Origin of the sequence: Burkholderia reimsis (assembly GCF_003294055.1) — a bacterium.
In the GTDB taxonomy this organism is placed as follows: Bacteria; Pseudomonadota; Gammaproteobacteria; order Burkholderiales; family Burkholderiaceae; genus Burkholderia; species Burkholderia cepacia.
The window spans coordinates 107442-131818 of record NZ_QMFZ01000011.1; the positions used below are offsets into that span (position 1 = coordinate 107442).

Consider the following 24377-nt stretch of genomic DNA (forward strand, 5'->3'; position numbering starts at 1 on the left):
TCGGTCGGTGAAGAGGATTCGGGTGGATCATCGCGGGCGTCGCTTCGTGTTGTGTCACGTTACGTCACGTCATGTCACGCCGCGGCGGCGCGGGCGGCCGCCGCACGGCGGCCGAGCCACGCATCCACGAGCTGCGCGAAGTTGCCGGCCACTTCATCGATCAGCGCCTGGTCGTCGATCCGGCCGGCGAACCAGTTCAGCGACGCATCGGCCCACAGCGTGCGCCCGACCATGAAGCCCTTGACGATCGGGTTGGTCGCCGAGCGGAAGCTGTCGACGAGGTATTGCAGCGGCTGGTTCAGCCCGAGGATCACCGCGCCCCGGCAGTGCGGGTCGCGCTCGGCGATCAGCGCGGCGAGCCGTGCCCAGCCGTCGGCGCTCAGCGGCGTGAGCTTCCACCATTCGGGTTTCACGCCGAGGTTGTAGAAGCGCGCGATCGTGCGCAGCACCGCGTCGTCCTCGGTGCCGGCCGGCGTGACCGCGCGCGGCGGAATCATTTCGAGCAGCAGTTCGTTGCCGCTGGCGCGCGTGGCTTCCCACAGTTCCAGCACGCGCTGCTCCTGTTCGACGCGCAGGTCGACCTGGTCGTCCGGATGATAGTGAACGAGGCACTTCACGACCTGTTCGGTCGGCCAGTGCGTGAGCGACGAGCCGACCGAGCGCGTTTCGTCGAAGCGCAGCGGCCGCGAGCCCGGCAGTTCGACCGGGCGGCCGACCCACCAGCCGCGCCCGGTGGCCGACGCCAGCGCGTCGCTGCCGTAGCCGCCGCCGTCGATCAGCACGCCGACATGGCCTTCGATATGACGATCGCGCTCGACCTGCTCGACCGCGCGCACGAGCAGGCGCTTGAGCGTCCTGATCCGCGCTTCGTCGGCGCCTGCCTGCACCGCGAGTTCGTAGAACTGGCTGCGATGATCGAACGCCATCACGCACAGGTCGTCCCATTCGCGGCGCGGCACCGTCACGCGATGCAGGTGCGCGAGCGTGTGATCGGCATCGACCACCGGATTGCGGCTGCCGTCGAACCAGTGCGCAAGCTCGGCCGGCGTCGGCATTGCCGCGGAGCACGCGTGGCGCGATACGACGATCGCGCCGCACGCGTTCGCGATGCGCGTCGATTCGGCCCAGTCGCGGCCGCGCAGCAGCCCCGACAGCAGGCCCGACAGGAACGCGTCGCCCGCGCCGAGTACGTTCAGCACTTCGACGCGTTCGCCGAGAAAGGTCGGCGCATCGTCGATGCTGGCCGGAATGCCGCTTTCGATCACGCAGCAGCCGAGCGCGCCGCGCTTGACGACCAGCGTCGCGTTCGTGAGGGCGCGCACTGCCTGCAACGACGCGATCAGGTCATGCGGCACGCCGCCCGCGATCAGGAATTCCTCCTCGGTGCCGACAAGCAGGTCGAATTCGCCGAGCACTTGCTGCAGTTGTCGCGTCACCTGCGCGTCGGGCACGTAGCGGTTTTCGCCGGCGCCGCGCGCGGTCAGCCCCCACAGCACCGGCCGGTAGTCGATATCGAGGATGCGCACGGCGCCGTGGCGGCGCGCATACGTCAACGCGGTCAGCGACGCCTCGCGCGTGCCCGGCGTCGACAGATGCGTGCCGGTGATCGCGAGCGCGCGGCAGCCGGCGATGAAGTCCTCGCTGATCTCGTCGGCGCGCACGGCCATGTCCGCGCAGTTCTCGCGCACGAACAGCAGCGGGAACGTGTCGCGATCCTTCAGCCCGAGCAGCACCAGCGCGGTGAGGCGTTCGCGGTCGGTCTGCAGCTGGCTCGTGTCGCAGCCTTCGCGCTCGAGCGTCTCGCGCAGGAAGCGGCCCATCTGCTCGTCGCCGACGCGCGAGATCATCGCGGTCTTCAGCCCGAGCCGCGCCACGCCGAACGCGACGTTGCCGGACGAGCCGCCGAGATACATCTGGAAGCTGCGCGCGTCTTCGAGGCGGCTGCCGTACTGCTGCGCATAGAGATCCACGGCCACGCGGCCGAGGCAGGCGAGATCGATGGGGCGGTCACTCGGAAAGTTCAGCAGGCTCATATCACGTGTCACGCTCGCGGCCGGCGTTCGGCAATGCCGGCGGATTAGGGGACCGATCCGGTCGCGACCGTCCGCACCGTGTATTGCACGACGCGGGACTGCCTGCCGCCAGGAATCGGGCTACGGACGCAGTCTAGACTTTTTGGAAATCCAGTTCCCTAGGTGAAATCACGTAGAAATAAATTTCCAAATTTTCGAGGAAGTGATCTACAGTTTCATCCGGATGCTTCAGTCCGTATCGGATTCGATCGGACTCGGCCCGGCGGCGCGCAACGCGCCGTCTTCCGCCCCCCGGAGATGAGGAGACAGATTGATCATGAAGACCAAGCTGATGGCCGTCGCGGCCGCCGCGATCCTGGCTGCGCCGCTCGCGCATGCCGAGAAGATCGGCGTGACGATGGCGTCGTTCGACGACACGTTCCTGACCATCCTGCGCAACAGCATCGCCGATTCGGCGAAGAAGGACGGCGCGACGGTACAGATCGAGGACGGCGGCAACGACGTCGGCAAGCAGTTGAGCCAGGTCCAGAACATGATTGCGCAGAAGGTCGACGCGATCATCGTGAACGCGGTCGATACCGACGCGACGCCGAAGATCACGAAGATGGTGACGGCCGCGAAGATCCCGCTCGTCTACGTGAACCGCAAGCCGGTCGACTTCGACAAGCTGCCGGCCGGCGTCGCGGTCGTCGCGTCCGACGAGAAGCAGTCGGGCACGCTGCAGGCGCGCCAGGTGTGCAAGCTGCTCGGCGGCAAGGGCGACCTCCTCGTGCTGATGGGCGAGCTGTCCAACGAATCGGCGCGCGCCCGCACGAAAGACATCGAGGACGTGATCGCGACGAAGGATTGCGCGGGCATGAAGATCGTCGACAAGCGCGAGGGCAAGTGGAGCCGCACGCAGGGCCAGGACATCACGATGAACTGGCTGAGCTCCGGCACGAAGTACGACGCGATCATCTCCAACAACGACGAGATGGCGATCGGCGCGATCAATGCGCTGAAGGCCGCGCGCAAGTGGACGCCGAAGACGATCGTCGCCGGCATCGACGCGACGCCGGACGGGCTCGCCTCGATGAAGAGCGGCGAGCTGAAGGTGTCGGTGTACCAGAACGCGTCCGGGCAGGGGCAGCAGTCCGTCGCGGCCGCGCTCAAGCTCGCGAAGAAGCAGCCCGTCGACCGCTACGTGAACGTGCCGTTCGAGCTCGTGACGCCCGAGAACATGAGCCAGTACGCGAAGCACTGACCGGTGATCCGTTGAACTGCGCGTGCCCGGCATGACCGGGCACGCGCGCGACTCGTCGAGGAACGTCCATGTTTACAGCCAGGATCGCGCGCCCGATGGCCGGCGACGATGCGTCGGCCGGTGCGTCGGGTTTGTCCGGCGCGTCGGCCCCGCCGGCTTCTTCCGCGGCCGACTGCGTGCTCGAGGTGCGCGGTGTCGGCAAGTCCTTCCCGGGCGTCGTCGCGCTCGACGGCGTGCAGTTCCGCGTGCGTCGCGGCACCGTCCATGCACTGATGGGCGAGAACGGCGCGGGCAAGTCGACGCTGATGAAGATCATCGCGGGCGTCTACACGCCCGACGAGGGCGAAATCCTGATCAACGGCGAGCCGGTCGTGCTGAACGGCCCGCTCGATGCGCTCGACCGCGGCATCGCGATGATTCACCAGGAACTCAACCTGATGCCGTACATGACGGTCGCGGAGAACATCTGGATCCGCCGCGAACCGAAGAACCGCTTCGGCCTGATCGATCACGCGGCGCTGCGCCGCCAGACGGCCGCGCTGTTCGAGCGGCTGTCGATCGACATCGATCCGGAAACCGACGTGCGCACGCTGACGGTCGCGAGCCGCCAGATGGTCGAGATCGCGAAGGCCGTGTCGTTCGACTCGGACGTGCTGATCATGGACGAGCCGACTTCCGCGCTGACCGACAAGGAAGTCACGCACCTGTTCCGGATCATTCGCCAGCTGCGCGAGCAGGGCAAGGGCATCGTCTACATCACGCACAAGATGAACGAGCTGTTCGAGATCGCCGACGAGTTCTCGGTGTTCCGCGACGGCAAGTACATCGGCACGCATGCGTCGAGCGACGTCACGCGCGACGACATCATCCGCATGATGGTCGGGCGCGAGATCACGCAGATGTTCCCGAAGGAGGAGGTGCCGATCGGCGACGTCGTGCTGTCGGTGAAGAACCTCGGCGTCGAGGGCGTGTTCCGCGACGTGAGCTTCGAGCTGCGCGCGGGCGAGATCCTCGGCGTGGCCGGCCTCGTCGGCTCGGGGCGCTCGAACGTCGCGGAGGCGCTGTTCGGCGTCGTGCCGGCCACGTCGGGCGAGATCCGGATCGACGGCAAGCCGGTGCGGATCGCGACACCCGCGCAGGCGATGAAGCACGGGATGGCCTTCCTCACCGAGGATCGCAAGGACACCGGCTGCTTCCTGAGTCTCGACCTGCTCGCGAACATGGAAGCGGCGGTGCTCAGCAACCGCTACGTGAAGTTCAATTTCGTGCGGCAGTCGCAGCTGAAGCGCGATTGCGAGGAAATGAGCCGGATGCTGCGCGTGAAGTCGCCCGGGCTGCACGAGGAGATCCAGAACCTGTCGGGCGGCAACCAGCAGAAGGTGCTGATCGGCAGGTGGCTGCTCACGCAGCCGCGCATCCTGATCCTCGACGAACCGACGCGCGGCATCGACGTCGGCGCGAAGGCCGAGATTCACCGGCTCGTCAGCGCGCTCGCCGGCAAGGGCGTCGCGGTGCTGATGATCTCGTCGGAAATGCCGGAAGTGCTGGGAATGAGCGATCGCGTGATGGTGATGCACGAAGGGCGCATGACCGGCATCGTCGATCGCAAGGACGCCGACCAGGTCCGCATCATGGATCTCGCGTCGCGCTGAGCCGAAACAAGACTGGAGACAAACGAAATGGGCAACCTGAACCCGGCTGCGGATGCGCAGACCATGACGATCAAGGCGCGGCACATGAAGTGGCCGCCCGAACTGAGCATCTTCCTCGTGCTCGTCGGCATCAGCCTGTTCTTCGAGATCGTCGGCTGGATCGTCGTCGGCCAGAGCTTCCTGTTCAATACCGAGCGGCTCGAGATCATCGTGCTGCAGATGGCCGTGATCGGCATCATCGCGGTCGGCGTGAACCTCGTGATCATCACCAGCGGGATCGACCTGTCGTCGGGCTCGGTCGTGGCTGCCGCGGCGGTCGTGTCGGCAAGCCTCGCGCAGGTGTCCGACTTCCCGCGCGCGGTGTTTCCGCACCTGACCGACCTGCCGATCATCTGGCCCGTGCTGGCCGGCGTGTGCGTCGGGCTGCTGGTCGGCCTGCTGAACGGCTCGCTGATCGCGATGACCGGCATCCCGCCGTTCATCGCGACGCTCGGCACGATGGTGGCCGCGCGCGGGTTCGCGAAGTGGTTCACCAACGGGATGCCCGTGTCGATGCTGACCGACCAGTTCGCGGCCATCGGCGCGGGCGCCAATCCGGTGATCATCTTCCTCGTGATCGCCGCGATCTTCCACGTCGTGCTGCGCTACACGCGCTTCGGCAAGTACACCTACGCGATCGGCGCGAACCGTCACGCGGCCGTCGTGTCGGGCATCAACGTCACGCGCCACCTGATCTTCGTCTACGCGATCGCGGGCCTGCTGAGCGGGATCGCCGGCACCGTGACCGCCGCGCGCGCGATCTCGGGCCAGTCGGGCATGGGCGTGATGTACGAACTCGATGCGATCGCGGCCGTCGTGATCGGCGGCACGTCGCTGTCGGGCGGGCTCGGACGCGTGACGGGCACCGTGATCGGCGTGCTGATCCTCGGCGTGATGACGTCGGGCTTCACGTTCATCCGCATCGACGCGTATTACCAGGAGATGGTCAAGGGCGCGATCATCGTCGCGGCCGTGATCGCCGACCAGTACCGCAACAAGAAGAAGCGCCGCTGACCGTCATGCATCGCCGGACGAGGGCGGCACGTGCCGCCGCGTTCGTCCGTAACCCACTGTCGCCGAGGACTTTCGATGAAGATCGCGCTGGACCCCTACATGATTCGCCACCTGCCGCTCGACCGCCTGCCGCACGCGGTGGCCGAGCTCGGCTACGACCAGATCGAGCTGTCGCCGCGCAGCGACTTTCTCGACTGGTGGGTGATGCCGCGCGCGACGCGCGAGCGGATGGCCGCTTTCCGGCAGGCGATGCGCGCGAGCGGCGTCGGCCTCGCGTCGCTGCAGCCGATGTACCGCTGGGCGAGCCCGTTCGAGGACGAGCGGTTATGGGCCGTGCGCTGCTGGAAGAAGGCGATCGAGGTGGCGGTCGAGATGGAGTGCGCGCTGATGGTGTCGGAGTTCGGACGCGGCGCGTCGCCCGAGCGCTCGGTCGGCGAACGGCCGGGCGCGAACCCGAAGGAGCTGTGCGAAGCCGCGTGGTTCCGTTCGATGGACGAGCTGCTGCCGATCCTCGAGCGCGAACGCATCGTGCTGTCGGTCGAGCCGCATCCGGAGGACTGGATCGAACAGCTTCAGCCGGCGATCGACATCGTCACGAACATCGGCTCGCCGTCGCTGAAGCTGTCGTACATCGCGCCGCACACGTTCTACTACGGCGACGACATGGCCGCGATGATCGCGCAGGCCGCGCCGATCCTCGCGCACGTGCGCGTGGCCGACACCTTCGACCACCGCAAGAGCAGCCAGCTGCGCTACATCGTGAACCCGCCCGGCTCGAACCAGATCCGCGTGCACCAGCATCTCGACATCGGGCAGGGCGAGATCGACTGGGACGTGTTCTTTCGCGCGCTCGGCGCGGCAGGCTTCGACGGCGTGATGTCGTCGTGCGTGTTCGCGTGGGAGGACCGCGCGGAAGCGTCGTCACGCTACATGCGCGAGACGATCCAGCGCTACGTCGATCGTTTTTTCGATCGGACCGCGCGCTGACCTATTGCCGACCGGTGCGACGGGTGTCGCACCGCAGATGAACGACTGGAGACTGTTAGATGACCTTGCAAATCGGCGTGATCGGCTGCGGCGCGATCGGCCAGGACCACATCCGCAGACTGACCCGCACGCTGTCCGGCGCGCGTGTCGTGGCCGTCAACGACATCGATCCGCGGCAGGCGCGCGACGCGGTGACGAAGTACGGGCTCGATGCCGAGATCTACGCCGACGGCCACGAGGTGGTCGCGGCTGCGGACGTGCAGGCCGTGCTCGTCACGTCGTGGGGCCCGACGCACGAAGCGTTCGTGCTCGACGCGATCGCGCACGGCAAGCCCGTGTTCTGCGAGAAGCCGCTCGCCGTCACGGCGGAAGGCTGCATGCGGATCGTCGAAGCGGAAGTCGCGCACGGCAAGCGGCTGGTGCAGGTCGGCTTCATGCGTCCGTACGACGAAGGTTACCGCGCGCTCAAGCGCGTGATCGACAGCGGCGAGATCGGCGCGCCTTTGATGCTGCATTGCGCGCACCGCAACCAGTCGGTCGGCGAGCGCTACACGACCGACATGGCGATCACCGACACGCTGATTCACGAACTCGACGTGCTGCGCTGGCTGCTCGGCGAGGACTACGTGAGCACGCAGGTCGTCTATCCGAAGAAGACGCGCCATGCATCGTCGCATCTCGCCGATCCGCAGATCGTGTTGCTGGAAACCGCGAGCGGCGTGCGCATCGACGTCGAGATCTTCGTGAACTGCCAGTACGGCTACGACATCCAGTGCGAGGTGGTCGGCGAGCAGGGCATCGCGAAGCTGCCCGATCCGCCGGCGGTGGGGCTCAAGCATGCGGCGCGGCAGTCGGTCGAGATCATGACCGACTGGAAGGAGCGTTTCATCGCATCGTACGACGTCGAGCTGCAGGCGTTCATCGACGGCGTGCGCGCGCACGCGCTCACCGGGCCGTCGGCCTGGGACGGTTACGCGGCGGCGGTCGCGGCCGACGCATGCGTGCGGGCGCAAAAGAGCGGGGCGGTCGAATCGATCGCGATGGCCGAACGCCCCGCGTTCTATCGCGGCTGAACCGCAGGAGAGACCGACATGACGATGAAGATTGGCTGCGCACCGTGCTGCTGGGGTGTCGACGACGTGAAGAACCCGCACCTGCCGCCGTGGCGGCAGGTGCTCGCCGAAGCCGCGCAGGCCGGCTACTCGGGCATCGAGCTCGGGCCGTACGGCTACATCCCGCTCGAACTCGACGTGGTGAGCGCCGAGCTCGAGCGGCAACGCCTGAGCATCACCGCCGGTACGATCTTCGACGATCTCGTGGCGCCGGAGAACCTGCCGAACCTGCTGCGCCAGACGCGCGAGATCTGCGCGCTGATCACGCGGCTGCCGAAACTGCCGACGCAGGACGGCCAGCGCTACGCGGCGCCGTACCTGGTCGTGATCGACTGGGGGCATGAAGAACGCGACTACGCGGCCGGCCACGGCGATCGCGCGCCGCGGCTGTCCGGCGAGCACTGGGCGCGGATGGTCGACCATATCCGGCAGATCGCGACGATCGCGCGCGACGAATTCGGCGTGCGCGCGGTGATCCATCCGCATGCGGGCGGCTACATCGAATTCGCGGACGAGATCGACCGGATCGTCGCCGACATTCCGGCCGACACGGCCGGCCTTTGTCTGGATACCGGCCACCTGCATTACTCGGGCATGGACCCGGAAACCTGGCTGCGCCGCCATGCGGCGCGCCTCGACTATGTGCACTTCAAGGACATCGACGCGGCCGTGTACGACGCGGTGATGGGCGAGCACATCGCGTTCTTCGCCGCGTGCGCGCGCGGCGTGATGTGCCCGATCGGCACCGGCGTGCTCGACTACCGGTCGATCCGCCACGCGCTCGACGACATCGGCTACGCCGGGTACATCACGATCGAACAGGAGCGCGACCCGCGCAATGCCGGCACGAGCCTGCGCGACGTCGCCGCGAGCCGCGCGTTTCTCGCGTCGGCCGGCTTCGCATGATGCATCGCGCGTTGCACCCCCGAACCCCCTGAACACGGACCAGGAACACCACCATCATGATTGACGGACAGATTCTGCTTGGACATTCGATTCGCTGGGGCATGGTCGGCGGCGGGCTCGGCAGCCAGATCGGCTACAGCCACCGGTCGGCCGCGTTGCGCGACGGCAGCTTCCAGCTGGTCGCCGGCGCGTTCGATATCGATCCCGAACGCGGCCGCCAGTTCGGCGTGAAGCTCGGCGTCGCCGCCGAGCGTTGTTATCCCGACTACGCGACGATGTTCGACGCCGAGGCGCGCCGCCCGGACGGCATCCGTGCGGTGTCGATCGCGACGCCGAACAACACGCACTTCGAGATCTGCCGCGCCGCGCTGAACGCGGGGCTGCACGTGGTCTGCGAGAAGCCGCTGTGCTTCACGACCGAGGAGGCCGAGGCGCTGCAGCGGCTGTCGGTCGAGAAGAACCGGATCGTCGGCGTCGCGTACGGTTATTCCGGACACCAGATGATCGAACAGGCGCGCGAGATGATCGCGCGCGGCGATCTCGGCGAGATCCGCATCGTGCAGATGCAGTTCGCACACGGGTTCCACAGCGAGGGCGTCGAGGCCGCGAGCGCGGCCGCGCGCTGGCGCGTCGACCCGAAGTTCGCGGGCCCGAGCTACGTGCTCGGCGACATCGGCACGCATCCGCTTTACATCTCCGAAGTGATGGCGCCCGAGCTGAAGATCCGGCGGCTGATGTGCTCGCGGCAGAGCTTCGTGAAGAGCCGCGCGCCGCTCGAGGACAACGCGTTCACGATCATGGAGTACGACACGGGCGCAGTCGGGTACGTGTGGTCGAGCGCGGTGAACGCGGGCTCGATGCACGGCCAGAAGGTGAGGGTGATCGGCGCGAAGGCGAGCGTCGAATGGTGGGACGAGCATCCGAACCAGTTGCGCTACGAAGTGCAGGGGCAGCCCGCCCAGGTGCTCGATCGCGGGATGGGTTATCTGCATCCGCACGCATTGCGCGAAGATCGCATCGGTGCCGGGCATCCGGAGGGGCTGTTCGAGGCCTGGTCGAATCTCTATGCGCGCTTCGCGCTTGCGATGGATGCGGCCGATCGCGGCGACGCCGCGGCGCTGAAGAACATTCGTTTTCCGGATGTCCATGCGGGCGTGGAAGGCGTGCGCTGGGTGGAGAACTGCGTGCGCTCCGCCGATGCGGGCGGCGTGTGGATCGACTATCGCTGAACCGGCGGCGCGGGCAGGCTGCTTGCCGCATGTCTGCGCTTCTGCTGCTTCTGCTGCTTCTGCCGCCTTTGCCGCTTTTTCCGTTGCTCGCCGCTTCACCCCGATGGCGGCTTGGTAGACGCCCTAATCTTTACGACGCCGCGAGAGCGTTGGACAATCGCTTCCAGTATCGCCGTGGAGCGTAGGCAAGTGATGATCGAGCGCGTGGGAGCGAGCACGTGGCGCGGGCCGCGCCGCAAACGTGATTAAATTCGCCCTTCATGCATGTGTTCAGGTGAGCCCCGGGCCGCGTCCGTCAGTGTCGCGCGCGCATCGGGGCCGTCAACTTCGCGCTATCCGATGAGTTCATCCGAGAAACCTCCCGCCACCGTCGAGCAGTTCCTGCAGCACCTGACGCAGGAGTACGACGGCCTCAGCAATCGCCTGAAGGTGATTGCTCGCCACGTGGAAACGCATCGGGACCAGCTTGGCCTGGAAGGCATCCAGTCGCTCGCGGAGGCGTGCGGCGTCCAGCCGTCGGCCGTCGTGCGCTTCGCGAAGCATTTCGGCTTTTCCGGCTTCTCCGAGATGCAGCGGCTGTTCCGCGAAGGGCTCGCGCAGCAGATCGCGCCGGGGCGCGCGTACAACCTGCGGCTGCGCGACGTGATCGAGTCGGGCTCGTCGAGCCTGCAGCCCGAACAGATTGCCGACGAGTTCATCAAGGGCAGCATTGCCGGCATGCAGCAGCTGCGGCAGACGCTCGATTCGCAGGCGCTCGCGCAGGCCGTCGACCTGCTCGCCGAAACCCAGGCGATCTGGATCGCGGGCTCGCGGCGCGCGTTTCCGATCGCCGTGTACCTCGACTACGCGCTGCAGCACACCGACAAGCGCATCGGGCTGTTCAGCGCGCTGGGCAGCATGCATCTCGGGCAGATCCGGTCGGTGCGCGAGGGCGACGTGATGATCGTCATCTCGTTCATGCCGTATGCGGAGGAAACCGTACAGGTCGCACAGCAGGCCGTGCAACGCGGCGCGCGGCTGATCGCGATCACCGACAGCCGGATGAGTCCGCTTGCACGGGAGGCCGAGGTGACGCTGATGGTGCAGGACAGCGAGACGTTCGGCTTCCGTGCGCTGACGGCCACGATGGGTCTCGCGCAGAGCCTGTTCGTCGCACTCGCGTATCGGCTCGAACTGTCGTACCTGCCGACCGCCGACGGCGCGCACGGCACGAAGGCCGGCTGACGCCGCCTGCCGGCGTACCTGCCGCAAGCGCGGCCGGCACCCGGCAACCGGCACCCGGCGTGCCTTCAGGCAATTACTTCGCGGTCGGCATCGCGAATTCGGCACCCTTGCCGATGCTCGACGACCAGCGCTGCATCACCGACTTCTGGCGCGTGTAGAAGCGCACGCCTTCCTCGCCGTAGGCGTGCATGTCGCCGAACAGGCTCTTCTTCCAGCCGCCGAAGCCATGCCACGCCATCGGCACCGGAATCGGCACGTTGATGCCGACCATCCCGACCTGGATGCGCCGCGCGAATTCGCGCGCGATGCCGCCGTCGCTCGTGAAGCACGACACGCCGTTGCCGAACTCGTGCGCGTTGATCAGGTCGACCGCCTCGCCGAAGTCCTTCACGCGCACGCAGCCGAGCACGGGCCCGAAGATTTCTTCCTTGTAGATGCGCATGTCGGGGGTCACGTGGTCGAACAGCGTGCCGCCGGTGAAGAAGCCTGCCTCGCGGCCCGGCACGCGCAGCCCGCGGCCGTCGACCACCAGTTGCGCGCCTTCGTTCACGCCTTGCTCGATATAGCCCTCGATGCGCTTGAGTGCATCGCCGGTGACGATCGGGCCCATCTCGACTTCCGGCGACATCCCGTCGCCGATCACGAGCTTGCGGGCGCGCTCGGCCACCAGCGGCACGATCTTGTCCGCGACGTCGCCGACCAGCACCGCGACGCTGATCGCCATGCAGCGTTCGCCGGCCGAGCCGTACGCGGCGCCGATCAGCGCGTCGACGGCCTGTTCGAGGTTCGCATCGGGCATCACCACCAGATGGTTCTTCGCGCCGCCGAGGGCCTGCACGCGCTTGCCCGACTGCACCGCGCGTTGCTGCACGTAGGCCGCGATCGGGGTCGAGCCGACGAAGCTGACGGCCTGCACGTCCGGGTGGTCGAGCAGCGCGTCGACCGCCCCCTTGTCGCCCTGGACGACGTTGAACACGCCGGCCGGCAACCCGGCCTGCGTGAGCAGGTCGGCGATGAACAAGGCCGCCGACGGGTCGCGCTCGCTCGGCTTCAGCACGAACGTGTTGCCCGTCGCGATCGCGACCGGGAACATCCAGCACGGCACCATGCACGGGAAGTTGAACGGCGTGATGCCCGCGACGACGCCGAGCGGCTGGCGCATCGTCCAGTTGTCGATGCCGGTGCTGACCTGGTCGGTGAAGTCGCCTTTCAGGAGCTGCGGCACTCCGCACGCGAATTCGATGATGTCGATGCCGCGTGCGACTTCGCCCTGCGCGTCGGAGAACACCTTGCCGTGCTCGGCCGTGATGATCGCCGCGAGTGCGTCGCGGTGTTCGTTCATCAGTTGCAGGAAGCGATGCAGGACGCGCGCGCGGCGGATCGGCGGCGTCGCCGCCCACTCGGGGAACGCGGCATGGGCCGACGCGACGGCCTGCTGCACTTCGCTGTCGTCGGCGAGCGCGACGCGGCGCACCGCGCGGCCGAGCGCCGGATTGAGCACGTCCTGGAAGCGGCCGCTGCGGCCGGAGACGGGCGCGCCGTCGACATAGTGGCCGACGTCGGCGTCGGAGGTGTACGCGGGAACCGGATTCATCGTGTCTCCTGAGGGATCGGGTAGGGTGGACGGCACCCAGTCTAGGCAAACGCGCCGGGCGGGAGAAGGCCGCGCAGCTTGATTCACTGTTCAGAATTCTGAATAATCGGCGGATGAATCAGCAAAATGTCCAGGCGCTCTGGCCGCATATCCATTCGCTGACGGTGCTGGCCGCGGCCGGCAGTTTCACGGCCGCCGCGCAGCGGCTCGGCATCAGCAAGGCCGCGATGAGCCAGCGCATCGCCGATCTCGAAAAAGCGGCCGGCGTGCCGCTCGTGCGGCGCACGACGCGCAGCGTGCGGCTCACCGACGCGGGCCAGACGCTCGTCGACAGCACGCGCGACGCGTTCGAGTCGATCGGGCAGCACTTCGCGCGCGTGAAGGATCTGGCCGGGGAGCCGCGCGGCCTGCTGCGCGTGACGGTGCCGGTTGCGCTCGGGCGCCAGCAGGTCGTGCCGCACCTGCCGGATTTCCTGCGGCGGCATCCGGGCGTGAATATCGAGCTCGACCTGTCGGACCGGCTGCATTCGCTGACGCAGGAGGGTTTCGATCTCGCGATCCGCCATACGACCACCGCGCCGCAGACCCACGTCGCGTGGAAGCTGTGCGACACGCGTTCGCTGCTCGTCGCGAGCCGCGACTACCTCGACGCGCGCGGCGCGCCGAAACACCCGAGCGAACTCGTCGAGCACAGCTGCCTGTGCTACCTGCGCGAGCACGAGCCGGCCGCGTGGAGCTTCGAGCCGGACGGCCGGCGGCGCGAGCGCGTGAGCGTGCCGGTGCGCGGCAGTTTCGCGGCGAACAACAGCGAGGCGATGCGCGAAGCCGCGCTCGGCGGGCTCGGCATCGCGCTGCTGCCGGACTTCAGCGCGCAGCGCGATCTCGACGGCGGCCGGCTCGTCGCGCTGCTCGACGGCTGGCGGCCGTCAGGCGCGTTCGGCGACCACATCTTCGCGATCCGCCCGTACAGCCCGGTCGTGCCGAGCGCGGTGCGCGCGCTCGTGCGGCACCTGCGGGAACGGCTCGCGGGCGGCTTCTCCGGCGCGTGAACCCGGTGCGCGCGGGTGCCGGGCCTTGGCCTGCCCGGGCAGGCGCGGCGGCGCTGCGGTAAAATCGCGGCTTCTTCCCGCGCCGCGTGTGGCGCGACATTCGAAGGTCGACAGCCGATGCAGATTCACAAGGAAGTGGACGCGCGCGGGCTCAATTGCCCGTTGCCGATCCTGCGTGCCAAGAAAGCGCTCGCCGATATGGAAAGCGGGCAAATCCTCAAGGTGCTCGCGACCGATCCGGGTTCGCAGCGCGATTTCGCCGCGTTCGCGAAGCAGACGGGCAACGAGATCGTCGAATCGACGACGCAGGACAAGACCTTCGTGTTCCTGATGCGCCGCCGCTGAAGGCCGGCGTCATGCTGCCGGCCGCGCCTGGCGCCAGCCAGGCCGCGCTTTTCTGACAATTCTTAAACCTCGCTTCGTGACCGGCTGCGTATACTGACCCGGCCGGTCGTCCGCTCCCAGCGGATGCGCCGGCCACGGTACGTCTTACGGCGGGCACGGGGGCCATGCCTGACGCTACCGTCGTACAACGGGGAGAGGACATGTCCTTCAGACCAGGGACCATTCGAAGTCCGTCCGGAGCGGAACGCAGCGTATCGGGACTGAGCCGTATCGAGCTCGATCCGCAGCAGGATCGTCACGCGCGTGCGGCGCTGGAAGCCTACGCGGATTCGGCCGCGGCCGAGATGCCGTGGCTGGCCGAGTGGCTCGACGAACGGCTGCGCGACGCCGCGCTGGACGACGGCTCGGGCCTGACCTACTGCGGTGCGACGATCGAGCGCGTGTTCGATCTGGCGCAGGCGTGGGCGGCGAGCCAGCCGGATTACGCGGCCGCCGCGTGGGAGCGCGTGCGTGGCCAGCTGCAGCGGATGCTTGTACAACCGGCGCATTCGGAACCGCTGTCGCCGCACGTGCCGGCCGACGATGTTGCCGAGCCGGTGGCCGGCATCGCAGGCGTCGACTAGGCGCCCGATTGCGCGACGGGAAGCATTATTCGAAGAAAAGACGGTAGTCCGCGCAATTTATTGGCGAATTTCATACTACTATGATGAAATCGCCGGTTCGTCCGTGCCCCGTTTTTGAGATATTTAGCCGGGGTCGCCGGTTTGCGCAGGTGGCGCGAGCGGCGAACGACGGCTCGCCGGCCGGGATCCGGAAGCCGCGCACATGCTGCGCGGCCGGGGTTGGGGCGGGGAGCTGAACTGGACGAATCGATTTCGATTTGCGGGGTGCTATGAGAATTGCTGTACTGGATGACGATCCGGCCCAGACGGATTTCGTCAGTCAAACGCTGACGGCCGTCGGCCATACGTGCTATGCGTTCAAGGAAGGCAAGGCCCTGAAGAAGCGCCTGCAGCGCGAGACCTTCGATCTGCTGGTGCTCGACTGGAACGTGCCCGACATGTCCGGCGAGGAAGTGCTGAAGTGGGTGCGTGCGAATCAGACCGAGCACAGCCTGCCGATCATCTTCATGACGAGCCGTGACGACGAGGCGGGGATCACGCAGATCCTCAACGCCGGCGCCGACGATTACGTGGTCAAGCCCGTGTCGGGCCCGATCCTGCGTGCGCGCATCGGCTCGTTGCTGCGCCGCGCGTATCCGGTCAACGCCGAGGCAACCGTTCGCGAGTTCGATCAATTCCGTTTCGACGTGAACCTGAAGCAGGCCTACGTCGGCGACAAGGCCGTGAGTCTCACGCAGAAGGAATTCGAGCTCGCGCTGCTGCTGTTCCAGCACCTCGACCGGCCGCTGTCGCGCGCGCACATTCTCGATCTCGTGTGGAAGCAGGCGACCGACATCCCGTCGCGCACGATGGATACGCACATCTCGATGCTGCGCACCAAGCTCGGCCTGCGGCCCGAAAACGGCTATCGCCTCGCGCCGATCTACGGCTACGGCTACCGGCTCGAGCGGGTCGGCCAGGGAGAACCGGAGTGACCACGGGAATCACGCAGCACACGGCGAACCTGCGGACGGTGGCGCTGCGTGTGTCCTGCGCGGTCGCGTTTGCGTTCGCCGCGCAGCATGCGGCCGCGCAGCCGCCAGCCGCTGCGGGCAAGATGGTCGTCTACCGCACGCAGGCGGGCGACACGCTATATGACGTCGCCGCGCGCTACCTGCAGGGCGCGGACGATTGGCAACTGCTTCAGCAGATCAACGGCGTACCCGCGCCGAAACACCTGCAGCCCGGCATCGCGCTGAAGCTGCCGGTGGCGCGCCTGCGCAAGGAAAAACTGACCGCGCGCGTCATCGCGGTACAGGGGACGGCCGAACGCGCGTCCGGCGACGCTTACGCGCCGCTCGCGAACGACGCGACGCTTGCCGAGGGCGATCGCGTGCGCACGGGCCCGAACGGCTTCGTGACGCTCGAGCTCGCCGACGGCACGCACATGAGCCTGCCGCCCGACAGCCAGCTCGACCTGAAGGCGCTGCGCCGCACGGTGCTGACCGGCACGCTCGATCGTGAGTTCGAACTCACGCGCGGCTCGGTCGACAGCGAGGTCACCCATCTGAAGAAACGCGACGACCGCTTCCAGATCCGTTCGCCGTCGGTCGTGGCCGGCGTGCGCGGTACGCACTTTCGCGTGAATTACGACGCGGCCGGTAGCGCGTCGACGCGCGTCGAAGTGCTCGACGGTACCGTCGGCGTCGCGGGCGATCGGCAACCGGCCGGCCCGACGCTCGTGCATGCGAATTTCGGCAGCGTCGCGACGTCGTCCGGCGCGGTCGGCGCGCCCGTCGAGCTGTTGCCCGCACCGGCGCTCGCGCACCCCGACAAGGTGCAGGACGAGCCCGACGTCACATTCGACGTCGCGCCGCTCGCCGACGCGCATGCCTACCGCTTGCAGCTCGCGCACGACGCCGGGCTGCTCGACCTGTTCCGCGAAACGCGCACCGATTCTCCGCGGGCGGTCTTTCACGACGTGCCGAACGGAAACTACTTCGTGCGGGTCGCCGCGATCGACGCGAACGGCCTCGAGGGCCGGCCGCGCACGTATGCGTTCGAGCGCCGCGTGATGGGGCTCGACGCGAGCGCGTCGCCCGGCGCCGGCGGCTACGAGTTCCGCTGGTCGCCGAACGGTTCGGGCAAGGATGCGCGTTACCGGTTCGTGCTGTCGCGCTCGAAGGACCTGAGCGCACCGGTCGTCGACCAGGTCGGCCTGCATGCGCGCCAGATCACCGTCGCGCACCTGCCGCCGGGCGACTATTTCTGGGCCGTGACGGTCGAGGAATTCGAGGGCGGCAAGTTCTACGAGAAGACCAGTCCGGTCAGCGCGTTCACGCTGTCGCGCTGATCCGCGGCGCATGAAACCCGACTCCGTTTCCCCGCGGCGGCGCCTCGGCCGCCGCTTCCTGATCGAATGGATCGCGATCGGCTGCCTCGGGATCGCGGTGATCCTCGCGTGCGCGCTCGGCCGCCTGTCGACGAGCGTCGACGGCCTGATCTACGACCGGCTGCTGATGCTGCGCAGCCTGCCGCTGTCGCCCGACGTGGTGGTCGTCGACATCGACAACCAGAGCGTGTCCGCGCTCGGCCGCTGGCCGTGGTCGCGCGACGTGCACGCGCGGCTGCTCGACACGCTGGCGCGCGCGCAGCCGGCTGCCGTCGTCTACGACGTGCTGTTCACCGAACCGTCCGCGGAGGATCGCGCGTTCGCGGACGCGATGAGCCGCGTGCCGACCTTCCTGCCCGTGCTGCTGAGCCCTGAACAGGCGGACGGCACGCGCGCGGTCGATCCGCCGGTGGCCGCGCTCGCGGCGCGCGCGGTCGGGCTCGGCCACATCAACCTCGAAGTCGACCGCGACGGTATCGTACGCAGCGTCGCACTGTTCGAAAGCGACGGCCGCGTGCGCTGGCCGCAACTGATGGTGCCCGTGTATCGCGCGATCCAGGGCGGCCGGCTGCATCCGGTCGGCGGCGTGCCGGGCGAGAACGCGCACGACCTGTCGCGCGACGCGGCGGGCGAGGGCCGCTACCTGATCCCGTTCAGCCGCAACACGCCCGCGTATCCGACGCTGTCGTTCGACGACGTGCTCGAAGGGCGCGTGAAACCCGACGCGCTGCGCGGCAAGATCGTCGTCGTCGGCGTGACGGCGTCGGGGCTGTACGACCGCTTCGCGACGCCCGTGTCCGGCGAGTTCGGGCCGCTCGCCGGTGTGTATATCCATGCCAACGTGCTCGACATGCTGGCGACCGGCAGCGCGATCTCGCCCGCGTCGCGCGCCGGGCTGTTCGCTGCGTCGCTGCTGCCGCTTGCCGTGCTGCTGGGCGGCTTCCTGATGCTTTCGCCGTGGCGCGCGCTGCTGCTCACGCTGAGCCTTGCCGGGCTCGCCGTCGTCGCGAGCATGGCGCTGCTGTTCGAGGCGCGCATCTGGCTGTCGCCGGCGCCCGCGATCTTCGGGCTGGTCGCCGTCTACCCGATCTGGAACTGGCGGCGCCTGGAAATGACGATGTCGTACCTGCGCCGCGAGCTGCAGCGGCTCGCCGACGAGCCGCACCTGCTGCCCGAGGCGCCGCGCACGCGCAGCGTCGGCGGCGACGTGCTCGAGCGGCAGATGGCGCTGATGGCGCAAGCCGCGCAGCGCGTGCAGGACATGAAGCGCTTCGTGTGGGACAGCCTCGACAGCATGCCCGAGCCGATCTTCGTGACCGACCTGGCCGGCACCGTGCTGATTGCGAACCATGCGGCCAAGCGCTACGGGTCGCGCCTGTCGCTGCCGCTGCCGGAAGGGCGGCCGCTGCGCACCGCGCTCGGCGAGCTGACGTTCATGAAGACCGTCGACGGTAACGCCGAACACGATTCGGCGATCCGCGAGCACTGGCCGGCCGTGCTCGACCCGACGCTCGAGGCCGAGCACGACGCGATGGCGCGCGGCATCGAGGTGCGCGATCGCGACGGGCTCGACCATTTGCTACGCTACGCGGCCTGCACGAACGCGCAGGGCCGCGTGACGGGCTGGATCGCCGGCCTCGTCGACGTGACCGAACTGCACGCGGCCGAGCGGCATCGCGAGGAAGCGCTGCACCTGCTGTCGCACGACATGCGCTCGCCGCAGTCGTCGATCCTCGCGCTCGTCGAGATCGAGCGCGACCGCGTCGAGACCGACGCGATGCGCGGGCTGCTCGCGCGGATCGAGCGCTATGCGCACCGCGCGCTGTCGCTCGCCGACGAGTTCGTGCAGTTGGCGCGCGCGGAGTCGCAGGCGTACCAGCTCGAGGCGACGAGCCTCGTCGACGTGCTGATCGACGCGAGCGACGAGGTATGGCCGCAGGCGCAGGCGAAGCACATCCGCATCGACACCGACGTCGGCACCGACATGTGCTGGGTGCGCGCGGACCGCTCGCTGATCACGCGCGCGTTCGTGAACCTGCTGAACAACGCAGTCAAATACAGTCCGTCCGACACCGTGATCACGTGTACGCTGGCGGTCGAGCATGCGTCGAAACGGATGTTCTGTACGATTCGCGATCAGGGGTACGGCATTGCGCCGGAAGATCAGCGGCATCTGTTCGAGCGTTTCAAGCGGTTCCATGCCGGCGAGCGGCCCGAAATCTCGGGCTCCGGGCTCGGCATGGCATTCGTGAAGACGGTCGTCACGCGCCATGGGGGCAGCGTGTCGGTCGACAGCGAGGTGGGTGTCGGCACCGCGGTGACGGTGTCGCTGCCCGCGATCGACGAGCCGTCCGCCTGATAGGGCCGGGCACGACGGCAGGCATTTGGGGAAAGCCATGAGAAAGGAATGGGCAGCGGCCGCGCTGGCGGCGTCGCTGTTGACGGGTTGCGCCGGCGTGACGAGCGGCGTGAGTGCGGTCGGGCAGCCGAACGCGTTCGCATCCGATGCACACGGCTACGATTTCGTGCGGACGGCCGCGCAGGCCAACGATGCCGAATACCGGCAGATCGAGACGCTCGTGCGCGACGAACTCGCGCACCGCGGCTTCGATGCGAAACCGCTCAAGGACGCGCGTTACCGGCTGTCGGTCGCCTACGCGACGCAGCCGACGGCGGTCGCGGCCGTCGCCGACCAGTGCGGTGCGGCGAGCAGCGCATGCGTGACCGTCGACGGGCCGTCGCCGCTCGCGCTGCCGTTCGCCGGGAAGGTATACCGCCACGTGCTGACGCTGCGGTTCGTCGACGCGAAGTCGGGGGCCGACGTCTATCGCGTGACGGCGTCGCTGCGCGATCGTGAGCCGGGCACGCAGCAGGCCGCGCCGGCGCTCGTGAAGAGCGCGCTCGCGAAGATGCCGTTCGACGCGGGCAACGGCTGGCTCGTCAAGACGAAAAAAGACGACGCGGGCGGGATGCCGGGCGTCGTCTCGGTGAAGCCGGCCGAAGCGCGCTGAGCGCCGGCCGGCGAGGTGAGGGCGGGCTCGCCGGAGTGAGCCCTTGTGCCCTTGCCGCGTTCAGTCGGCCGGGTGTGCGCCGTCGCGCGAGCGCAGGTACGCGTCGAATTCCGCGCCGACTTCCGCGTGGCGCAGCGCGAATTCGACCGTCGCCTTCAGGTAGCCGAGCTTGCTGCCGCAGTCGTAGCGCGTGCCCTGGTACTTGTAGGCCAGCACCTGTTCATCGGCGAGCAGTGCCTGGATCGCGTCGGTGAGCTGCAGTTCGCCGCCCGCGCCGGGCTTCAGCGCGCGCAGGTGCTCGAAGATCCTCGGCTTGAGGATGTAGCGCCCGACCACGCCGAGGTTCGACGGCGCGACTTCCGGCGCCGGCTTTTCGATGATCGCCGACATCTTGACGATCGACTCCTCCCACTCCTTGCCGTCGACGATCCCGTACGACTTCGTCTCCGACGGCGGGATCTCTTCGACGCCGATCACCGAGCTGTGATAGTGGTCGAACACGTCGACCATCTGTTTCATCACGGGCGGGTTGCCGTCGAGCAGGTCGTCGGCGAGGATCACCGCGAACGGGTTGTCCGCCACGAGCTTTTCCGCGCACAGCACCGCATGGCCGAGGCCGAGCGCTTCCGGCTGGCGCACGTAGAAGCAGTCGACATGGCTCGGCTTGATGCTGCGCACGAGTTCGAGCAGCTTCTCCTTGCCGCGCGCCTCGAGTTCGGCCTCGATTTCGTACGACTTGTCGAAATGGTCCTCGATCGCGCGCTTGCTGCGCCCGGTGACGAAGATCATCTCGGTAATGCCGGCGGCGATCGCTTCCTCGACCGCGTACTGGATCAGCGGCTTGTCGACGACCGGCAGCATTTCCTTCGGGCTTGCCTTCGTTGCCGGCAGGAAGCGCGTGCCGAGGCCGGCAACAGGGAATACCGCCTTGGTGACTTTCAACATGATCGAACCTTTATTTCTGTAATCGACTTGTCAGACGGTTTATGTTCACGCCCGCATTATAGTGAACGCAAACAACCTTACCCTTTGTTACGCAGGCAACCGATCGAGCTGCGCACGCAGTTTTTCGAGCGTGCTCTGGAATTCCGCGACGCGCTTCTGCTCCTGTTCGACCACCGCCGGCGGCGCTTTCGCGACGAAAGCCTCGTTGCCGAGCTTCGCATTGCACTTCGCGATTTCGCCCGTCAGGCGCGCGATTTCCTTCGACAGGCGCTCGCGTTCGGCCGCGACGTCGATTTCCACCTTCAGCACCAGCTTGTTCGGCCCGACGATCGCGATCGGCGCGCCGTGCGCCTCCTTGTCGAGCGCCGCTTCGTCCGCGAGGATCTGCACTTCCGACAGGCGGGCGAGGGCCTGGACGTACGGCGCGAACGAGCGCAGGCGCTCGGCATCGCCGGCGGCAAGCAGCGGCACCTTGGTTGCCGGCGACAGGTTCATCTCGCCGCGCAGGTTGCGGCACGCGTCGACGATCGCCTTCAGGTCGGCCGCCCACTGTTCGGACACCTCGTCGATCTTCTGCAGGTTCGCGACCGGGTACGCCTGCACCATCAGCGACGCTTCTCCGTCGGCCTTGCCTTGCGGATAGCGGCCCGCGAGCGGCGCGACCTTCTGCCAGAGCGCTTCGGTAATGAACGGGATGATCGGGTGGGCGAGGCGCAGCACCGTTTCGAGCACGCGCAGCAGCGTGCGGCGCGTGGCGCGCTGCTGTTCCGGCGTGCCGTTCTGGATCTGCACCTTCGCGAGTTCGAGATACCAGTCGCAGTATTCGTCCCACACGAACTTGTAGATGCTGCTTGCGATGTTGTCGAAGCGGTAATCGGCGAAGCCCTTCGCGATGTCGGCCTCGGTGCGCTGCAGCAGCGACACGATCCAGCGGTCGGCCGCCGAGAAGTCGAGGTAGCCGCCCGGGCCGCAATCGCCCGCGCCGCAGACTTCCGGCTTGTCGCTGCCGCAGTCGTGGCCTTCGCAGTTCATCAGCACGAAGCGCGTCGCGTTCCACAGCTTGTTGCAGAAGTTGCGATAGCCCTCGCAGCGCGCGAGGTCGAAGTTCACGTTGCGGCCGAGCGTTGCCATCGACGCCATCGTGAAGCGCAGCGCGTCGGTACCGAACGCGGCGATGCCGTCCGGGAATTCCTTGCGCGTCTTCTTCTCGATCGTCGCGGCCTGTTTCGGGTTCATCAGGCCCGTCGTGCGCTTCGCGACCAGCGTGTCGAGGTCGATGCCGTCGACGATGTCGATCGGGTCGAGCGTGTTGCCCTTGCTCTTCGACATCTTCTGGCCTTCCGCGTCGCGCACGAGGCCGTGCACGTAGACGGTGTGGAACGGCACCTGGCCCGTGAAGTGCGTGGTCATCATCACCATCCGGGCGACCCAGAAGAAGATGATGTCGAAGCCCGTGACGAGCACCGACGACGGCAGGAAGTGCTTCAGCTCAGGCGTTTCGTTCGGCCAGCCGAGCGACGAGAACGGCACGAGCGCCGACGAGAACCACGTGTCGAGCACGTCCTCGTCGCGCTTCAGCGCGCCCGCGTAACCCTTCGCGGCAGCCTGTGTGCGCGCTTCTTCCTCGTTGCGCGCGACGAACACCTCGCCGTTCTCGCCGTACCACGCGGGAATCTGGTGGCCCCACCACAGCTGGCGCGAGATGCACCAGTCCTGGATGTTCTCGAGCCACTGGTAATAGGTGGTCGTCCAGTTTTCCGGCACGAACTTGATCTGGCCGTTGCGCACGACGTCGAGCGACGTTTCCGTGATCGACTTGCCGGGATTGAACGTGCCTTCCGGCGCCGGCTTCGTCATCGCGACGAACCACTGGTCGGTCAGCATCGGCTCGATGACGACGCCCGTGCGGTCGCCGCGCGGCACCATCAGCTTGTGCGGTTTCACCGAGTCGAGGAAGCCCGCTGCGTCGAGGTCGGCGACGATCGCCTTGCGCGCGTCGAAGCGGTCGAGGCCGCGATACTGCTCGGGGCCGTTGTCGTTGATCTTCGCGTCGAGCGTCAGGATCTCGATCGGCGCGAGGTTGTGGCGCAGGCCGACCTGGTAGTCGTTGAAGTCGTGCGCGGGCGTGACCTTCACGACGCCCGTGCCGAACTCGCGGTCGACGTAGTCGTCGGCGATCACCGGGATCTCGCGGCCCGTCAGCGGCAGCGTGACGAGTTTGCCGATCAGGTGCGCGTAGCGCTCGTCTTCCGGATGGACCATCAGCGCGACGTCGCCGAGCATCGTTTCCGGGCGCGTCGTGGCAACGGTCAGCGAGCCCGAGCCGTCGACGAGCGGGTAGCGGATGTGCCACAGGTGGCCGTTTTCCTCTTCGCTGACGACTTCGAGATCCGACACGGCGGTCAACAGCACCGGATCCCAGTTGACGAGGCGCTTGCCGCGGTAGATCAGGCCCTGTTCATAAAGCGTGACGAACACGTCGCGCACGGCGGCCGACATCTTGTCGTCCATCGTGAAGTATTCGCGCGACCAGTCGGTGGACGCGCCGATGCGACGCACCTGGCCGGTGATCGTCGAACCGGATTTTTCCTTCCATTCCCACACGCGCTCCACGAACTTCTCGCGGCCGAGGTCGTGGCGCGACACGCCCTGCGCGTCGAGCTGGCGCTCGACGACGATCTGGGTCGCGATCCCCGCGTGGTCGGTGCCGGGCACCCACAGCGTGTTCTCGCCGAGCATCCGGTGGTAGCGGGCGAGGCCGTCCATGATCGTCTGGTTGAACGCGTGGCCCATGTGCAGCGTGCCCGTCACGTTCGGCGGCGGCAACTGGATCGAGAAATCGGGGCGGGCCGGATCGAATGCCGGGGCCGCGTAACCGCGCTTTTCCCACTCCGGCCCCCAATGGGACTCGATGGTGTGGGGCTCGAAACTCTTCGCAAGCGTGTTGTCGCTCATGTTGGAAATCTGCCGAAAAATGCGTGAATTGGATGCCGAATCCGA

At 67.5% G+C, this 24377-nt stretch carries 19 protein-coding genes; 15 read left to right on the forward strand and 4 right to left on the reverse strand.

What is annotated here, in order from left to right:
* Positions 1-74: 74 nt before the first annotated feature.
* A complete protein-coding gene (locus DPV79_RS15300; protein ID WP_113045800.1) occupies positions 75-2033 on the reverse strand; it encodes a bifunctional 5-dehydro-2-deoxygluconokinase/5-dehydro-2-deoxyphosphogluconate aldolase in 1959 nt (652 codons plus the stop codon).
* A gap of 316 nt (positions 2034-2349) precedes the next feature.
* Here DPV79_RS15300 and DPV79_RS15305 point away from each other — a divergent pair, with 316 nt between their 5' ends.
* The 8 genes from DPV79_RS15305 (at position 2350) to DPV79_RS15340 (ending at position 11439) form a co-directional block, all read left to right on the forward strand.
* Positions 2350-3276 (forward strand): sugar ABC transporter substrate-binding protein, encoded by a 927-nt coding sequence (locus DPV79_RS15305; protein WP_113045801.1) that lies wholly within the window; start codon positions 2350-2352, stop codon positions 3274-3276.
* Positions 3277-3344: 68 nt separating this feature from the next.
* Positions 3345-4928, forward strand: a complete 1584-nt coding sequence (locus DPV79_RS15310; protein ID WP_113045802.1) for a sugar ABC transporter ATP-binding protein — start codon at positions 3345-3347, stop codon at positions 4926-4928.
* Between the two features lie 27 nt (positions 4929-4955).
* Positions 4956-5981, forward strand: coding sequence for an ABC transporter permease (locus tag DPV79_RS15315; RefSeq protein WP_021162374.1), 1026 nt, complete (start codon positions 4956-4958; stop codon positions 5979-5981).
* Positions 5982-6056: 75 nt separating this feature from the next.
* Positions 6057-6968, forward strand: coding sequence for a sugar phosphate isomerase/epimerase family protein (locus tag DPV79_RS15320; RefSeq protein ID WP_059484328.1), 912 nt, complete (start codon positions 6057-6059; stop codon positions 6966-6968).
* 59 nt (positions 6969-7027) lie between these two features.
* Positions 7028-8041, forward strand: a complete 1014-nt coding sequence (gene iolG, locus DPV79_RS15325) for a bifunctional inositol 2-dehydrogenase/D-chiro-inositol 1-dehydrogenase (RefSeq protein WP_113045803.1) — start codon at positions 7028-7030, stop codon at positions 8039-8041.
* An 18-nt stretch (positions 8042-8059) separates the two neighbouring features.
* Positions 8060-8986: a TIM barrel protein gene (locus DPV79_RS15330; RefSeq protein WP_060231605.1), complete on the forward strand. Its 927-nt coding sequence runs from the start codon at positions 8060-8062 to the stop codon at positions 8984-8986.
* A gap of 56 nt (positions 8987-9042) precedes the next feature.
* On the forward strand, positions 9043-10215 hold the full coding sequence (locus DPV79_RS15335) for a Gfo/Idh/MocA family protein (protein WP_021162370.1): 1173 nt from the start codon (positions 9043-9045) through the stop codon (positions 10213-10215).
* A gap of 339 nt (positions 10216-10554) precedes the next feature.
* Positions 10555-11439 (forward strand): MurR/RpiR family transcriptional regulator, encoded by an 885-nt coding sequence (locus tag DPV79_RS15340; RefSeq protein WP_021162369.1) that lies wholly within the window; start codon positions 10555-10557, stop codon positions 11437-11439.
* A gap of 73 nt (positions 11440-11512) precedes the next feature.
* Here the strand turns inward: DPV79_RS15340 and DPV79_RS15345 are convergent, their stop codons facing one another.
* Entirely contained in the window at positions 11513-13033 is a 1521-nt protein-coding gene (locus DPV79_RS15345) for a CoA-acylating methylmalonate-semialdehyde dehydrogenase (protein WP_027787736.1), read from the reverse strand.
* A 113-nt stretch (positions 13034-13146) separates the two neighbouring features.
* Between DPV79_RS15345 and DPV79_RS15350 the strand changes: the two genes are divergently transcribed.
* The 7 genes from DPV79_RS15350 (at position 13147) to DPV79_RS15380 (ending at position 20432) form a co-directional block, all read left to right on the forward strand.
* Positions 13147-14082: a LysR family transcriptional regulator gene (locus tag DPV79_RS15350; protein WP_113045804.1), complete on the forward strand. Its 936-nt coding sequence runs from the start codon at positions 13147-13149 to the stop codon at positions 14080-14082.
* Between the two features lie 117 nt (positions 14083-14199).
* Entirely contained in the window at positions 14200-14427 is a 228-nt protein-coding gene (locus tag DPV79_RS15355) for a sulfurtransferase TusA family protein (protein WP_006402122.1), read from the forward strand.
* Between the two features lie 200 nt (positions 14428-14627).
* Entirely contained in the window at positions 14628-15050 is a 423-nt protein-coding gene (locus tag DPV79_RS15360) for a peptidase (protein ID WP_113045805.1), read from the forward strand.
* A gap of 269 nt (positions 15051-15319) precedes the next feature.
* A complete protein-coding gene (locus tag DPV79_RS15365; protein WP_006490421.1) occupies positions 15320-16024 on the forward strand; it encodes a response regulator transcription factor in 705 nt (234 codons plus the stop codon).
* Positions 16021-17382, forward strand: a complete 1362-nt coding sequence (locus DPV79_RS15370; protein ID WP_060157884.1) for a FecR family protein — start codon at positions 16021-16023, stop codon at positions 17380-17382. The genes DPV79_RS15365 and DPV79_RS15370 overlap by 4 nt, the downstream gene beginning before the upstream one ends.
* Positions 17383-17392: 10 nt before the next feature.
* Positions 17393-19780 carry a CHASE2 domain-containing protein gene (locus DPV79_RS15375; protein ID WP_059687290.1) on the forward strand — a complete coding sequence of 796 codons (2388 nt, stop codon included), beginning with the start codon at positions 17393-17395 and terminating at the stop codon, positions 19778-19780.
* Between the two features lie 37 nt (positions 19781-19817).
* Positions 19818-20432, forward strand: coding sequence for a DUF4136 domain-containing protein (locus tag DPV79_RS15380; protein ID WP_027787730.1), 615 nt, complete (start codon positions 19818-19820; stop codon positions 20430-20432).
* 60 nt (positions 20433-20492) lie between these two features.
* Here DPV79_RS15380 and galU read toward each other — a convergent pair whose 3' ends face one another.
* Together galU and DPV79_RS15390 are read right to left on the reverse strand one after the other, a co-directional pair.
* Positions 20493-21377 carry a UTP--glucose-1-phosphate uridylyltransferase GalU gene (gene galU / locus DPV79_RS15385; protein ID WP_021162362.1) on the reverse strand — a complete coding sequence of 295 codons (885 nt, stop codon included), beginning with the start codon at positions 21375-21377 and terminating at the stop codon, positions 20493-20495.
* 87 nt (positions 21378-21464) lie between these two features.
* Complete coding sequence (locus DPV79_RS15390) at positions 21465-24332, reverse strand: valine--tRNA ligase (protein ID WP_059590126.1); 2868 nt, start codon at positions 24330-24332, stop codon at positions 21465-21467.
* Positions 24333-24377: the final 45 nt, after the last annotated feature.